Here is a 15,717-nt window from a genome sequence, read left to right on the forward strand (position 1 = left end):
CCCGTGGGTTCCACAGCTTCGAAAGCTACCGAACCCGAATCCTGTTTTACTGCGGGAAGCTCGACATGGCAATCTGACAATGCAGTAGTTTGCCGAAGAGCGACCCACTAAATTCGACGAAGGGCCACAATAATTAGATTGATCCGCCTAAACCGCGAATTTTTGAATTCCAACCCATATAACACGCAATCGAAAAACAAGATAGAATACCGTTAATTACATAATTATTAATCTTTTATGCCTTATATCAGGGTTTATTTCAGCGTCTTATACGGATCGGCATAATAACTTCGCATTTCCCTGTACTATACAGGTTGCTGGTTCTGATCTTTCTTTCAGCACAAACTTGCACCAGCTCTTTCGCTTGACGGATAAGATGCGGATACGTCTCAGAAAGATCTGTTGTCAGCTTGAGGATTAGGGGCGACAGCATGAAAGGTACCAATAATCCTAACGAAAAAGCTGGAGCTATCTTTTAGAAAGACTGATAGTAATATAGTGATTATCTGCTATTGAAAGCAGAATCAGACTGAAAAGCTACCTGATAATGACGTACAGCCATCTTGAATGTGCAGTGTTGCTGTGAACCGTCTGCCCGCAGATACTGGTAAGGCGTCTCGCGGCTGATGGCGAAATCGCGGGCGACCTTTCGGCTGGCCAGCGGCTATCCTGCTTTTCAGGTCGGCAATTTGTTCGCTGCTCAGCACTTTTTTCCGGCCACGGTATGCCCCACGCTTTTTGGCGAGTGCCCTATGTTAACACATAGGGTTGATGAGGTTGTTAGGCATAGAGATTATTCTACTTCTAGGTCTGTTTGATCTTTATTTATTCGCTCAGCCTCTCGGTCATAGCCGTCCGCCAAACCTCTTAAGGTGACTGCAAATCGCTGAAAGCCGGCGTTCTCTATTTCCTCGGCTTTAACCCGGAAATGTTCAGCCAATTCTCTTTCCGGCTTTCCGGTTGGGTCAATCCAGTGAGCACCGCGTGAGTTGTATGTCCCCGTCCTGAAGCCATTGCGCATATCATCTAATTCACGGTCATTCAGTGCGGTAGCGACCGCGCGGCGTATCCATAATCCTTCTGGATCGGGTGGAGTGTGAATCAATACTTCGCCGATTTTGATAAGTGCAACTTCCAGGTGCCCAGATTCCGTACAGACGTCCTTTATCCTTTGGAGCCATTCAGCAAAGCGCTCTTCGCTGAATGTTCCATCATGTAGTGTTCCCGGCGGGATCTTCCACTCATGGAGTAGCTGCCAGGCATTTGTTGCAATTGCCTTTGATTCCTCGGTAGGTTCTCTAGACGGCTGATCATCTTTCTTGGAACGATAGATCAGTCGAATTACCTCGCAAAAGAACTCGGGATCATTGGCTAGTCTGCTTTCAAGGAGTTGAGGCACGGCACCTCTATGACGGTCGAGCAAGGGAACATATGCCCACTCGACTCTAAAGAGGTCTTCCTGGTTCACCGAAGGCTCTGTCTGAAGAAACTTGATCAGTTCGACGATGTGGTATGCATCCATGGCGTAGCTTGGCTCACTGGAGGAAAGCGCTGCGAGCAACGCTCGAACACATTGATTCGTATCGATTGGCTGCTTGTCATAGCGCATCCTTTCCAGGCAGTTGATTGCCGCGCGTGGTCTGCCATGTTCAATCAGTTTTTCAATCGCAATGGCAAGATCGCCATCGGCCTGATAGGCATTCGCGCCGGTGCGGGTCCAATATTGACTCTCGTGGGCTTGAAGCCATTCTGAAGCGCGATCCCATGTTTCCTTGGTAAACGGCAAACAAGTCAGGAATTGACCTACTTGCTCGGGCGTCCAATGAGATTTATTGAGGCCGTCGCACCACTCCCGGCCTTTGAGATGGTAACGCCGCCAGATAAAACCGCTCACCAAGGCCTTGCGCTTGTTGTCCGCTGAATCCAGGAAGAAAGGTAAAAGTGTGAGCTCAATGACTGAATCGGCAATAACTCCAAGCGCGTGCCCTACCTGACTTGGTGAAGAAACGTATTCGCTAAATCGGATAACACCCTCGGCACCATCTTGCTGGAAGATTTCCGAAATGGCCGCTTCGCGCCGGGTGTCAAGTTTCTTTCGCTGCTCATCCCAATCGCCGTTCTCTTCGTAGAGATCAAAGTCACGGTTTGAAAATAGGTGCTGATATAAATTGAAAGGATTGGTGGGGGCGAGTTGCTCGGCAACGTGTTCAATGTAGGTAATCAGTTCGTCGGGCAATGCCCCTTCCGCATCGGAGAACCGCCGGTGTGTGTTTGTGAATTTCGTGAGATGGTCCCAAATCAATCGTCGTTGCTCTTCGGGAAGCTCTGAAATGGGTTGGGATGCAAGAGCCTGAAGAAGTTTATCAAAAGCTGGTTTAGGAAGGTTATCAAAATGATCAATCAATGCGGCAAGCCGAGCAGGATCTTGACCAGCGGCAGCCACGGCAAGCTCCGCGTAAAATGATGCCTGCTGCCAGTATTCCTGATGCGTCACACCTTTTCCCCAATCAGCGGGGATGGTCTTGCGCCAGCTTGGTTTATATGAACCGGAAGAGGTCTGGTGCTGGCCGGGAAGAAGCTGCATGATCAGATTCCAGGCGATATTCGGCCATTCCCGAAGGATCGCTTGCACCGCCACCATCCGTTTTTTAACAGAAGCCAGCGTTTGTGGCAACCATGGCAGCAAAATGGTTGCAAGCGAATTGGATGGGCGATTGGCCCACCGGCCGCCGGGATCATGGCTGGCAAGTTCAGCAAGCGCAACACAGACTCGAACCAGATATTGTTCATCCCAAGCTAGCCCTTCCAACGCCCAGAGCAGGCCGGTTAAATAATTGCCGCCGGTGATGCCGTTGCCTTCCTGAGAAAAAAGCTCATCAAAGGGACAGGACGTCAGACGCATCGCTTTCTCAACCGCATCAAGAAATTCATTCGGGGCGGCTTCGGCCAGAGTGGGTAGCAAACCGTTCAGACTGCCCCACAAAACCCAGTCGGCATCAGTTAGAAGTTCACGTGCTACCAATACGCAGGTTGCTTCAGCTGTCCCTTGCGAACAGTTATCGCACGACTCCGGCTGGCTGCCCAGAATAGCCAAGCCCTCGGCAATGCCTTTTCGCAACACGTGTGAACATTTCAGCACCTTGCCGTGAATGCTTGCCGCGTATCGCTCTTCGGCGGGCAGTTCAAAAGCAGGGTCTGGCTCCTTCAGTACGGAAACGGCAAGCGTCCTAAACATATTGAGGTTCTGATCAAGGATACGAGATCCCAGCTGGCTCCAAAGCTCGGCTCGATCAACAACTTTCCAGATGCCGTTGTATAGAGACAACGGGCTGTCAGGGCAGTGCAATATTTCCCGCGCCTTCTTTAACCATTCGTCATAACTGATTCCGAGCAGTTGGCTTATCGCCTCAAGGTCGCATTGACTTTTATCTTGCCAAGAGCCGATCAAAATCGCCAAAGCCAGATAGGTGGCGTCCGGGTGCTGGGTCCAATCGGTCTTAGGTTTCTCATTGGACGCTTTGATCTCCTCGGGTATCACAGCCATGGCCTTTTGCTTAAAGGCGTCGAGAAGGTCTTCCGGCAACTTGCCGGGCGTGATCGTACCGGCATTCTGGTTCCAGGTTTGTACAATATCGACAACCCGTGACCACACCCACAGCGGAGACTGCTGCTGGAATTGAGAAATGTGGGAATGCAGTAGAGACAGAACAACACCGAACTCGTTACCAAGATCGTAACCGAGCAGATGGACGTGGTTAAGGAAGTCATAGAGTTCGTCCCTTGAAACATCGTTGCCGCCGTTTGCTGCCATTAGGTGGTACTGAATGACTTCCAGTTTCTCGGTACTCTTGGGTGGGCTGAAATTCGTCTGCTGGACGTTTCTGAAAAACTCATCAACGTTCTTGGTGTGCCTCGCCTGGTTCAGCAACCATTGCACATTGTGCGCGTCGGTCGCACTGATCGGTCCAGTGATCAATGCAATAATATCCTTGCCCCTAGTGAACACAGTTGGGTTATTGAAGTCATTCCAGGCGGCCTGAATGACCTCCCCAAACAGGGCGCCGCCCTGCGTGATGGCAATGGAATGCTTGACCTGCCCGAGAAGTTTGCACCGTTCTTTGCTGTTCACGTTTTCCACGACAACAACGAGGTCGTCTGTATCAAAGCCGTCGATCTTGCCCTGAAGTTTGATTTCTGCAATAGGCCAACAGGGAAGACAGGGGGCGTACCCGCCGGAAAGCATCAGCGTGACAAAGGAGGCTTGGACATGCGCTTCAAAATGGGGGCCGCCACCGCCGGTGGAGAATGGATTGCATAGTTTTTTTTTCTTTGCCATCTACTGTCACCCCTGGATTCTTATGACTAATGCCCGCATTTGCAACTAGTTTTCCGTTGCGCTCCAAACCAGTCCATCAACTTGCGCTTGTTAGGGCTCTCCAACTGCTGGCACCCATGTGCCCATTCGGAGTTATATAAGTGGGACTGAATGAAAAACGGGTTCATAGAGAGATCGAGGAAAGATGGAATAGCACGAACGCAAGGCATACTAGTATTATATACCTATAATACATCGAATTTTCAATTGCAGGTATAGTTTGGTTACAAGCCTACAATTGCGAGAGCAGTAACGGGAACACCTGATTCAGAATGATAGATTACGCTCCGATTTTCAAGAACCGGTAATACGTCGCCCGTGAAATCTTCAGCGTGCTGCAGATCTCCCCAACGCTGATGCTGAGGTTCTTGCTCATCTTCTTTGCCATCTGCACCTTCGGATCATTCGCAGTGATCTTCGGCCGTCCGCCCTTCTTGCCTCTTGACCGCGCTGCCTTCAACCCCGCCTGCGTCCGCTCTTGAATCAATCGCCGCTCAAACTGCGCCAGTGTAGCGAAGATGTTGAACACCATCTCCCCTGATGCGGTGGTGGTGTCGATCCCGCCGTCACTGATTGAGCGGAACCCGACTCCCCTGCCCTTCAGCTCTTCAACAATCTTGATGAGATGTTTCAGCGAACGGCCGAGTCGGTCCAGCCGCCAGATGACGAGCGTATCCCCTGTCTGCAGTTCCGTCATGCAGGCTGCGAGACCCGGCCGTTCCGTTTTCGCACCACTTGCCTTGTCGATGAAGATGAGTTTGTCAGGTATGCCGGCTTGCTTCAGGGCATCAAGCTGCAGGTTGAGTTCCTGACCGGTCGTTGAGACTCGGGCATAGCCGATCAGTCTGCCGGTTTTGGGCGTTTTAACGATCATTCTTGAAAACATCTTGTTTTTATGAGTAGGCGGTCTATAGATATAGGATACGCATTTATAAGACAGATATGGCCAGGAAAAGGGGGCATTGCTACCCCCTTACCAGCTGTCTCATAAAACGACCGTTATATGAGTCTACAGCACTATGGCAGCTTACGCAAATGGTGCTCAATGGCAGATGCACATATCATCTTGGCGATATTCTATAAAGGCGGGGAGGATCGATTTCTCAACCCGCAGTTGCCCGTGGGGTTATCTAGCAGCACAGCCGTTTCGAAAAAACCAGTTGAAATACGTGACATCACCGCGCATATGACAACTATTGTCTGACCCCCACTGCCATATTTCTTCCGATATACTTTGCGATATGTGTTAAGGTTGATATAAATTACACAGTAAAGACGCCTCAATCCGAACTCTTGATTGAGCAAAAATGCGACTTTGCCTCGATGGCCCATCATCGCCCTTTCTCCCATCACTCTTCACTTATTCGGCAAAAAATAAATAATTAATCATAAACGAACTGGCAAGCCATCGGGTTTGTCAGGACACCCTTACACTTTGATGAAAGTTTTAGCTCCATCCGACCTAAAATCCATTCTGCACTCCAAGCGGGCCAACTTGTATTATTTGGAGCACTGCCGAGTATTGGTTAATGGCGGACGGGTTGAATACGTAACAGAGGCCGGCAAGGAATCTCTTTATTGGAACATTCCCATCGCCAATACTACCTCCCTCCTGCTTGGTACAGGTACCTCGATTACTCAGGCTGCGATGCGTGAACTGGCAAAGGCGGGAGTCCTTGTTGGATTCTGTGGAGGTGGATCAACCCCTCTTTTCAGCGCTAATGAGTTGGAGATGGATATCGCCTGGTTTTCTCCCCAGAGTGAGTATCGTCCAGTTGAATATTTACAAGCATGGGTGCGGTTCTGGTTTGATGACAGCCTAAGGTTGGCCGCAGCAAAAGCCCTGCAACTGAAACGATTGCGATGCATCAATGTGCACTGGCTTGACCGTGAACTGAGAAATGACGGGTTTCTGATTGATGCATCTGCAATTGAAGCCCTGCTAGACAAATCCATTGCTGACCTTTCTGGAGCATCCAATACAATGGAGTTGCTGACTATTGAAGCACGCCTGACAAAAGCCTTGTTCAAGTTAGCGTCAAAGGCCGTGAAATACGGCGACTTCAGCAGAATTGGCAAAGGTCAGGGAAGCGATCCGGCCAACAGGTTTCTCGATCATGGAAACTATCTGGCCTACGGCTTAGGGGCAACCGCTACATGGGTATTAGGCTTGCCACACGGGTTAGCGCTTCTCCATGGCAAAACGAGACGGGGAGGACTGGTCTTTGACGCTGCAGACTTGATTAAAGATGCCCTGGTTCTTCCCTTGGCGTTTATCGCAGCCAATCGTGGCGATGATGAACAGGGCTTTCGTGGTGCATGCATACAGCGCTTCACAACGCATAACGCCATGGACTTCATCATTGACTCACTGAAAGAGATTGCGCTTGATTTTGGAGGGGACGTATGAACGTACTCTTCGTCTCAGAGTGCTCAAAAAACGCGCTAGCTGAAACCCGAAGGATTCTGGATCAGTTTGCCGAGCGAAGCGGAAACCGGACATGGCGAACACACATCACCATGCAAGGATTAAACACCCTCAGAATGATGCTCAAACGAACAGCCAGAAGGAACAGCGCCATCGCATGCCACTGGATTCGGGGGAAGGACAGAACCGATCTCATGTGGATCGTCGGCAATGCTGCAAAATTCAATGAACGGGGGGCCACGCCTACAAACCGAACGGAACAGGACATTCTCCGGGTCAAACATGAACATGACTGGCATGCCTTGCAGGATATTCAACTTCTGGCTTCTCTGGCAGCACTTTTTCATGATTTTGGCAAAGCCAGCCAAGGGTTCCAGAATAAACTTTCATCAAAAAAACATGAAGCTGATGCATTCCGCCATGAATGGGTCTCATTACGACTGTTTGAAGCTTTTGTCATTCAGTCACTTGAGGGAAATTCTGATACAGGCGACAATGCATGGCTAACCTGCCTTAAAGACCTTCAGAACGAGGAGCAGGCAGGCGTGGTTTTGCGCCAGCGCATACTGCATAACCTGAAGAAAGACAGCCAGACAATATCCGCATTGGCCAGCCCATTTAAAACACTCCCCCCACTTGCCAGCATCATCGGTTGGCTGATGCTGGCCCACCACCAATTACCATTGCAGAAGGGGAAGGGACTGCACGACTTCAATCCACGTCGACTCATCTCATTACTCGCACAGGTGGGTCCTGAATGGAACTCTGCAAGAGATGATTCCGATCTAAGTCACAAAGCATCATTCTGGATTTTCAGCAACGGTCTTCCACTGGAAAGCTTACACTGGCAAAGGCGGGCAAAGTTCATTGCCGAAATGGCTCTACAAAAGAAAAGCCTCTTAACCAGGAACTGGATGGACGGCTTATTCGCTCCGCATATGGCTCGGCTTATAATGATGCTTGCCGATCATCACTATTCAAGCCTAGAGGCTCATCCGGAATTAGGGGATGCCGGGTTCCCCTTATTTGCAAACACCAATCCAACAACCGGCAAAACGAAACAACGGCTCGACGAACACCTTCTTGGGGTCGAAAACACCGTCAGGCGAATTGTGCACGTGTTACCGAAACTGGATCTTGCATTGCCACGCATTGCTCGCCACAAAGGGTTCACCAAGCGTTCTCATGACGATCGATATCGTTGGCAGGACAACGCTTATGATCTGGCCTGTTCAATCCGTGAGAGAACCATGTCGAATGGATTTTTCGGGATCAATATGGCCTCCACCGGAAGCGGTAAAACGTTTGCCAACGGACGAATCATGTATGGCCTTTCCAAACCGGAAACAGGTGCCCGATTCACCATTGCACTTGGACTCCGGACACTGACACTACAGACCGGAGACGCTTATCGTGAGCGACTGGCACTTGGATCTGATGATCTTGCCGTGTTGGTCGGCTCCAGTGCGGCAAGGGAGTTGTTTGCCATGAACCAGAGTCACGCATCGAATGACAGGTCGTATAATGGTTCTGAATCAGCCGAACCGCTTTTGAACGATAACAGCTATGTACATTTCGACGGCATTTCCGATATCGGTCCCCTCAAACAATGGATGGACAACACCTGGAATGGCAACGCCCTGATTGCTGCGCCAATCCTAACATGCACCATTGATCATCTGATCGGTGCCACGGAAGCATTCAAGGGTGGCCGTCAGATTGCACCCATGCTCCGGTTGCTGACATCAGACCTGATTCTGGACGAGCCAGATGATTTTGACATTCAAGATTTACCAGCACTGACCCGGCTTGTGCATTGGGCGGGCATGCTCGGCAGCAAAGTGCTGCTCTCGTCCGCCACCCTCCCCCCATCTCTGGTCGAAGGCCTCTTTCAGGCATATCATGCAGGCCGCAGAGAGTTCAATAAAGAACGGGGCGCATCTAGTCGCCCCAGCGGAATCATCTGTGCCTGGTTTGATGAACATAGAAACAGCGCCACCGCTAGCGATCATTTCGATACCAAGAGCTTCAGGACAGCACACGATGCATTTGTCGCCAAGCGACTCGAACGGCTAAAGCAGGCGCCGGTTCGTCGACGAGCTACAATAATTCCAGTTCAGTGCGATGCACAAAACAAGAAATCTGTTCGGGATGAAGTCGCGGCGACACTGCACGGGTTATTGCACACCATGCATCAGGAGCATCACAGCGTGGATCCCATAACCGGGAAAAAAGTAAGTTTTGGTTTAATCCGGCTCGCGAATATTGACCCTCTGATTGATATCGCGCTGACTCTTTTCAAGACAGATGCAAAAGAAAACCATCATATCAGGTTCTGCTGCTACCACGCCCGCCATCCTCTCATTGTCCGCTCTACCATTGAATCAACCCTTGACCGGCTCCTGAACCGAAACGAATCGGAAAATGTTTTCCGAGACCCGCTACTTCGGGAGATACTCGATGACTCCATAGAGGCAAATATCATTATTGCCGTACTTGCCACGCCGGTAGCAGAAGTTGGACGCGACCACGATTATGATTGGGCTATTGTTGAACCATCCTCCATGCGATCGATCATCCAGCTTGCCGGACGTGTCATGCGCCACAGGCAGGCCCCCTGCAAAAGCCCAAACATTATTCTTTTAGGCACAAACATCCGGAGCCTTGAGCATCGGGACGGCTCTGCAACCTACCGTTGGCCGGGGTTTGAAGAGTCTCCCCGTTTTTCTCTGAGTTCCCATGATCTCACAAGCCTGATTGCACCCGAACAATATGAAGAAATTTCAGCGGGGCCGAGAATTGCAGAAAAAGCCACCCTTGCACCAAGGGACAATCTTGCTGACCTAGAGCATGCACGAATTCATGACCTGATGCTGGGCGATATCGCATGCCACGGTAACTCCGTATCGCTATGGTGGACTACCCAGGCCGCTTTTTCAGCTGAATGGCAGCGAGTTACACCATTCAGGTACGATCCGCTGGGTCGGCAGCGCTTCGGGTTACTCCTTGACGAAGATGAAGAAAGCGACACTCCGTTTTTCTATGACCTCGAGGGGGAACTGCCAAAGAAAAATGATGGCCTCTTTCAGCGCCTGCACATGGAAAAGGGGCAAAACATCGGTGAATTGATTTCTTCGGACTATGCGACCATGATTGACTCCGCTGCCAATCGCCTTTCAATTGACCGGTCAACATGCGCGCACCGATTTGGCTGGATAGAACTACCAACACGTGGAGCAGAGCGGGGATGGAATTACCACCACATATTAGGGCTGCAGCGTGTTCAGTCTTGATCAATAAATCCTTAACGGGAACATTCATATGGAACATGACAGACAAGCGATGACGGACGAGGCGTGCCTTCGAGAAATGATTGAACAGTTCATTCATGAACGGCATCAAGGCAAACTCAAAGATCTTCGCGATTCGGATACCGAAACAATCGCTGCCTTGGCAGAAAAATATCAAGTAACAACTTGGCTTGATGACGCAGCACGCAGGGTCCAGCAACTAACGATTGTCACCCATGCAGTAAAGTTTCTTAATCCAGGAGCACAGGGCAGCAATATCTTTGAGCATAATGCAGCCTCCCGCTGTCGGCATTTTGCGTCTTCAGCGGATTTGAAGCCTCAATTCACGCCAGATGCCGTCGGCAACGCAGCCAAACTGGATGTCTACAAATTCCTGCAGCTAAGCCATAATAAAGAATCACTTCTTTCCCGAATGGCAAGAAACGACGCCGTCCTGCGAAAAGCTTTGCCTGGGAACGTCGAACAGAAAAACAAATGGACCGCCGCATTTTGCGGCATTATGCAAAGCCAGGTTTCTCCAGCCACACATACACTGGCAAAACAGGTCTACTTTCCTCTCTCTGATGACAGCTACCATCTTCTGGCACCGCTCTATCCAACGGCCCTTGTCAATGAGGTATACCTACGAATACAAACCCGTTACAGCGAGCAAAACAAAGCGGCGTTCAAGGCAAAAAAAGAAAAGAAACCGTCCACAAACTCCCATTTCGACTTTCCTGACCTAGCTGTCCAAAAGTTTGGTGGAACCAAGCCACAAAACATTTCTCAACTGAACATCGAACGACATGGCCAGGCATTTTTGCTGGCATCCTTGCCGCCTCTCTGGAAAACAGCCGCAGTCCGTGCTCCATTCGGAGTAAAGTCAATCTTCCACCGTATAGCTGCCTTTAAAACAACAATCCCCCTCAAAGCCCTGAAAGCATTCTTGACAAAGATGCAGGACAAAACCAACACCGCTGAAATCAGGCGACAGCGAGAAAACTATGTCACAGAAATTATTGACTTGATCCTGCTCTATGCTTCAGAAGTCCAGCAACTGCCACCTGGCTGGTCAGCAGACGACCGTTGTCGACTTCTCCCCCATCAGGCCTATTGGCTGGACCCGAGCCGAACGGGAGATCCCTGGGTGCAACAACGAAGAACAATCGAATGGGTTGACAAAGTAAGTCTTGAATTTGCAAACTGGCTGAATGACTCGCTCCAGACAGAAAAGATGCGATTCGGCGACGACGAGCGTTTTGAGTGGAAAAAACTTTTCGAAAATGAGCTGCAATGGCTCAATCCGGAGGTCTGCTGATGCAAAAGAATCCTGATGCCATACTGATCCTTCCCAAGCTGGCCATACAAAATGCCAACTGTATTTCAAGTCCGCTCACCTGGGGATTCCCATCCATTGCAGCGGTGCTCGGCTTTGTGCATGCCCTCCAACGCTCATGCAACAACAAGTACCCTACGCTCTCTTTTACAGCTACGGCGATAATCTGCCACCAGTTTTACCCTCAGGTTTTCCTGCCCCCTGGAACCAGAGACATGGTGTTCCGATTAACCCGAAACCCGGTCGATAAAAGTGGCAAAACCGCGTCCATTTCGGAAGAAGGCCGGGCACATATGACGGTGAGCCTGTTACTTCAAGTGCGTGACGCTCAATACTATGAGCTCAATGAGCAAGAAGCCGCACAGATGGCAGCAAACATCCTTGAAATCGCCTATACCCTTCGATTCGCAGGAGGATCTATGCTGGCGCCTAAACATGACAGAAACAAGGCAAAACTTATTGACTGGAACTTTGATGGGAGCACATTGAAAAAAGCACTCCGCCAACTCCTGCCAGGATTCATGCTTATTAGCAGGGAAGATCTCTTGGCGGAACAAATCTCCACAATGCAATCCACTGAACCAGAAATTACCGCCCTCGATGCCCTGCTGGACATCGCGGCACTGCATTCAGAACCAGAAACACAGGACATCAATGCTGAAAATGTTGACTGGATAGTCCGGAAACGACCAGGATGGATTGTTCCAATTCCCGTTGGCTACCGCTCCATCTCACAACTATACCAGCCAGGAACAATCGCCAATGCGCGCGACAACACAAGTCCATTTGCATTCACCGAATGCATTTACTCTCTTGGACAATGGATCAGCCCTCACCGCATTGATGAGAACAGCAGGATTTTCTGGCAATACCAGCACGATTCCGAAAAGGGCGTTTACCAATGCATTTGCTGTTAACCCGAAATAATTCAACAACAAAAGGAGATAAACCATGGCAGACATCAAAACCGCTTCTGTTCTAGCATTTGAACGGAAACTGGACCCATCTGATGCATTATTCTTTTCCGGCTTCTGGTCTGACAGGAGGGAAACCATTAACTGGAAGCCGCTGACGGTTCGTGAAAAAGCCATTCGAGGCACTATTTCAAACCGCATGAAAACTAAAGACACAGACCCCGCAAAGTTGGACGCTGCAATCGAGAACCCAAATCTTCAACGGGTAGATGTTGCAACGCTTCCCAATGATGCGGATACCTTAAAAGTCAATTTTACGCTTAGAATTATCGGTGGCGCCGGCGAACCATCCTCATGCAATGATGCGGCCTATCGGAACCGGCTCAGCCAGATTGTTAAATCTTACGCCGCCGAAACCGGATTTGCAGAACTGTCTATGCGATATGCAGTCAATATCGCAAATGGACGATTTCTATGGAGAAATCGCCTCGGGGCAGAATCAATTGAGGTCATCGTGCGCCACAAGGATGGAGACAATTACCGAGAATGGCTATTCGACGCATTTTCGTTCACATTACAGAGCTTCACGATCCCTGAACAATCGAAAAGCAACCTTAGCGCTTTAAGCCATGCAATCGAAGCCGGACTGTCAGGAGACAAATATACCCTGCTTGACGTCACGGCATTTGTCCGTATCGGCAAGGGCCAAGAGGTTTATCCGAGCCAGGAGCTGATTCTAGACAGAGGGTCTTCAGGCAAGGGACAAAAAAGCAAAACACTGTATTCGATTGCGGACCAAGCGGCAATGCATTCACAGAAAATCGGCAATGCAATCAGGACTATTGACGATTGGTATCAGGATGAAGATGCAATCGGCCCGATAGCTGTGGAGCCATATGGATCAGTGACATCCATGGGCAAGGCGTTTCGACAGCCCAAGCAAAAAAAGGATTTCTATACCTTGCTTGACTCATGGGTAACCCGAGACAAAGCGCCTGAATCCGATGGTGACCGCCATTTTGTAATGGCTACACTGGTTAGGGGCGGTGTCTTTGGCGAAAGCGGAAAGGAGTAGCCCCTATGACACACTATCAAGAAATCCTGCTCATACCAACGCCAGAGTTCAATACCAATGTGGTAATGAATCGCCTGTATGATGTGCTGCATCATGCCTTGGTCGCCATGTCTGCATCCGACACCGCAATTAGCTTCCCTGGCATAAGTTCAACGGGACTGGGAAATCGAGTAAGATTATATACCCGCCCCGAACGTTTGCAACAATTATCAGGACACATTGCCGCATCAGCAATCCGTGATCATCTGAAAATCGGGAACATTCTCGAGACCCCTGAGACAACAGAAGCGATGACGGTAAGAAGGGTACAATGCAAAAGCAATGTAGAACGACTTCGGCGAAGGTATATGAAAAGACACGGCGCTTCGGAACAGGAAGCACAATCAATCATACCCGAAAACTCTATGAAGCATCTCAGCTTGCCTTATGCCACACTCTTCAGTCAGAGTACAGGACATTCATTTAGGCTCTTCATTCAACAACAGAAAGTCACTACCCCTGTTAAAGGACTCTTTAATTCTTATGGATTAAGCGATCACGCCACAGTCCCAATGTTTTAACCCTAATTTCCGCTTAAGCCGCCACAACATTTAAAATCAATAAGATAGCAACCACTCATCTTGTGATGGTCATTATGATGAATTTGCTGAAAGCCCCAGGTTTTTCAGTGCGTTCGCCATTTGCGCGTCTAGTTCACTGCCGCATAGGCAGCTTAGAAAAAATCCGATGAGGGCTGATATGATGGCGAGATGTTCACTGCCGCATAGGCAGCTTAGAAATCAGTGGGGTAGCCGTTCAAGCGCCATGCGTAGTTCACTGCCGCATAGGCAGCTTAGAAATTTGATATCGACCGGAAGACTCTCTGCATCACGTTCACTGCCGCATAGGCAGCTTAGAAATCGGGAATTTCTTAGAAGATCTCATAACTCAAAGTTCACTGCCGCATAGGCAGCTTAGAAATCAAGTTCGTTCCGCGCAGGAAGGTACCAATCGTTCACTGCCGCATAGGCAGCTTAGAAAGTCTGGCGAGACTGCTACTGAGCGTGGGCCATGTTCACTGCCGCATAGGCAGCTTAGAAATCAAGTTCGTTCCTTGCAGGAAGGTACCAGTCGTTCACTGCCGCATAGGCAGCTTAGAAACCAAGGTTCGGGGTGCTTGGATAATGGTGCGAGTTCACTGCCGCATAGGCAGCTTAGAAAACGCTGACGGAGGCTTATCCACTGCGTGATTCGTTCACTGCCGCATAGGCAGCTTAGAAATTGACGGCGTTACTGCGCCTGATGACGCAGATGTTCACTGCCGCATAGGCAGCTTAGAAAAATATTTCGGAGTGGCCCAACGACGCCGCCGTGTTCACTGCCGCATAGGCAGCTTAGAAATCCGTGCGTTTTATTATCGCCTTCCTCCATCAGTTCACTGCCGCATAGGCAGCTTAGAAATCTCTGACAACCCGACCTGGCGGAACCGGGAAGTTCACTGCCGCATAGGCAGCTTAGAAAAAAGCCGATACAGCGAACGGAACTCACACTCCGTTCACTGCCGCATAGGCAGCTTAGAAAGGAGTTGTCCACGTCAGCAAGCTCCTCGACGAGTTCACTGCCGCATAGGCAGCTTAGAAATATTCCGTACAGACCAAACAAGCGGAGCGCATGTTCACTGCCGCATAGGCAGCTTAGAAATTGAGGCTGCGCACATTGCCGTCGCTGAGTCTGTTCACTGCCGCATAGGCAGCTTAGAAATGACGGGCGCCAACATGTGGAACACCATCGGAGTTCACTGCCGCATAGGCAGCTTAGAAATGCCCGATAAGACCGCCTGTTGCGACATTCAGGTTCACTGCCGCATAGGCAGCTTAGAAAAACTTGACGTACGCCGACCTGACTGGTGCTTAGTTCACTGCCGCATAGGCAGCTTAGAAAAGGAGCGCATACCGGCAAGGCCAAGCATGCCGGTTCACTGCCGCATAGGCAGCTTAGAAAAACGGCGACATCATAATCAACACGCAGGAGGAGTTCACTGCCGCATAGGCAGCTTAGAAATGCTGTGAGTTTAGGCCTTGCATAACCCCGTCTATACCCCGCCACCACTTTATTATTGACCACCCGCCCGCATCGCTTTCAGCACAATGCCCTTTACCAGAGTCAGCATCTCATGCTGGAGCGGAGGGCGGCATTTTAGTGGACCCCGTCCTATAGACAAAAAGGGCCTGAGTTTAAGTTGGAAACCTGCTGGTTATGCAGCGGAAAGGCGCTGCCCCTCTCTTTCATTTAACTCTTCCTGTGGCTCGTTCTTGAGCCG

8 protein-coding genes, 1 pseudogene and 1 CRISPR repeat array are annotated in these 15,717 nt (G+C 50.0%); of the genes and pseudogenes, 6 read left to right on the plus strand and 3 right to left on the minus strand.

Translation table 11 applies throughout. The annotated features are described in order from the left end of the window. Positions 1–589: 589 nt before the first annotated feature. From E0L29_RS11715 to E0L29_RS10995, 3 genes and pseudogenes are all read right to left on the minus strand, one after another. Positions 590–749: pseudogene (locus E0L29_RS11715) on the minus strand (helix-turn-helix domain-containing protein); the annotation flags it as partial. A 44-nt stretch (positions 750–793) separates the two neighbouring features. Continuing rightward, positions 794–4,336, minus strand: coding sequence for a hypothetical protein (locus tag E0L29_RS10990; RefSeq protein ID WP_131359007.1), 3,543 nt, complete (start codon positions 4,334–4,336; stop codon positions 794–796). Positions 4,337–4,655: 319 nt separating this feature from the next. Next, a complete protein-coding gene (locus E0L29_RS10995) occupies positions 4,656–5,249 on the minus strand; it encodes a recombinase family protein (protein ID WP_131359010.1) in 594 nt (197 codons plus the stop codon). A 564-nt stretch (positions 5,250–5,813) separates the two neighbouring features. Between E0L29_RS10995 and cas1f the strand changes: the two genes are divergently transcribed. Genes cas1f through cas6f form a run of 6 tightly spaced genes read left to right on the plus strand, consistent with a single transcriptional unit; the run spans position 5,814 to position 13,978 of the window. After that, entirely contained in the window at positions 5,814–6,785 is a 972-nt protein-coding gene (gene cas1f, locus E0L29_RS11005; protein WP_131359016.1) for a type I-F CRISPR-associated endonuclease Cas1f, read from the plus strand. Next, positions 6,782–10,096 carry a type I-F CRISPR-associated helicase Cas3f gene (gene cas3f, locus E0L29_RS11010; protein ID WP_131359019.1) on the plus strand — a complete coding sequence of 1,105 codons (3,315 nt, stop codon included), beginning with the start codon at positions 6,782–6,784 and terminating at the stop codon, positions 10,094–10,096. The genes cas1f and cas3f overlap by 4 nt, the downstream gene beginning before the upstream one ends. Before the next feature lie 28 nt (positions 10,097–10,124). Next, positions 10,125–11,411: a type I-F CRISPR-associated protein Csy1 gene (gene csy1 / locus E0L29_RS11015; protein WP_131359022.1), complete on the plus strand. Its 1,287-nt coding sequence runs from the start codon at positions 10,125–10,127 to the stop codon at positions 11,409–11,411. Then, on the plus strand, positions 11,411–12,346 hold the full coding sequence (gene csy2 / locus E0L29_RS11020; RefSeq protein ID WP_165498896.1) for a type I-F CRISPR-associated protein Csy2: 936 nt from the start codon (positions 11,411–11,413) through the stop codon (positions 12,344–12,346). Before csy1 ends, csy2 begins: the two co-directional genes overlap by 1 nt. A 34-nt stretch (positions 12,347–12,380) precedes the next feature. Then, positions 12,381–13,418, plus strand: a complete 1,038-nt coding sequence (gene csy3 / locus E0L29_RS11025; protein ID WP_131359031.1) for a type I-F CRISPR-associated protein Csy3 — start codon at positions 12,381–12,383, stop codon at positions 13,416–13,418. 5 nt (positions 13,419–13,423) lie between these two features. Next, on the plus strand, positions 13,424–13,978 hold the full coding sequence (cas6f, locus tag E0L29_RS11030) for a type I-F CRISPR-associated endoribonuclease Cas6/Csy4 (protein ID WP_131359033.1): 555 nt from the start codon (positions 13,424–13,426) through the stop codon (positions 13,976–13,978). Between the two features lie 131 nt (positions 13,979–14,109). After that, positions 14,110–15,458: a CRISPR direct-repeat array (repeat unit 28 nt; unit sequence GTTCACTGCCGCATAGGCAGCTTAGAAA). The last annotated feature ends 259 nt before the right edge of the window (positions 15,459–15,717 follow it).

This window comes from Chlorobium sp. N1 (genome assembly GCF_004332115.1).
In the GTDB taxonomy this organism is placed as follows: domain Bacteria; phylum Bacteroidota; class Chlorobiia; order Chlorobiales; family Chlorobiaceae; genus Chlorobium.

Bases quoted from the DNA above. Each gene is read 5' to 3' on its own strand.
- E0L29_RS10990 (WP_131359007.1), bottom strand. From the start codon at position 4,336: ATGGCAAAGAAAAAAAAACTATGCAATCCATTCTCCACCGGCGGTGGC.
- E0L29_RS10995 (WP_131359010.1), bottom strand. From the start codon at position 5,249: ATGATCGTTAAAACGCCCAAAACCGGCAGACTGATCGGCTATGCCCGA.
- cas1f (WP_131359016.1), top strand. From the start codon at position 5,814: ATGAAAGTTTTAGCTCCATCCGACCTAAAATCCATTCTGCACTCCAAG.
- cas3f (WP_131359019.1), top strand. From the start codon at position 6,782: ATGAACGTACTCTTCGTCTCAGAGTGCTCAAAAAACGCGCTAGCTGAA.
- csy1 (WP_131359022.1), top strand. From the start codon at position 10,125: ATGGAACATGACAGACAAGCGATGACGGACGAGGCGTGCCTTCGAGAA.
- csy2 (WP_165498896.1), top strand. From the start codon at position 11,411: ATGCAAAAGAATCCTGATGCCATACTGATCCTTCCCAAGCTGGCCATA.
- csy3 (WP_131359031.1), top strand. From the start codon at position 12,381: ATGGCAGACATCAAAACCGCTTCTGTTCTAGCATTTGAACGGAAACTG.
- cas6f (WP_131359033.1), top strand. From the start codon at position 13,424: ATGACACACTATCAAGAAATCCTGCTCATACCAACGCCAGAGTTCAAT.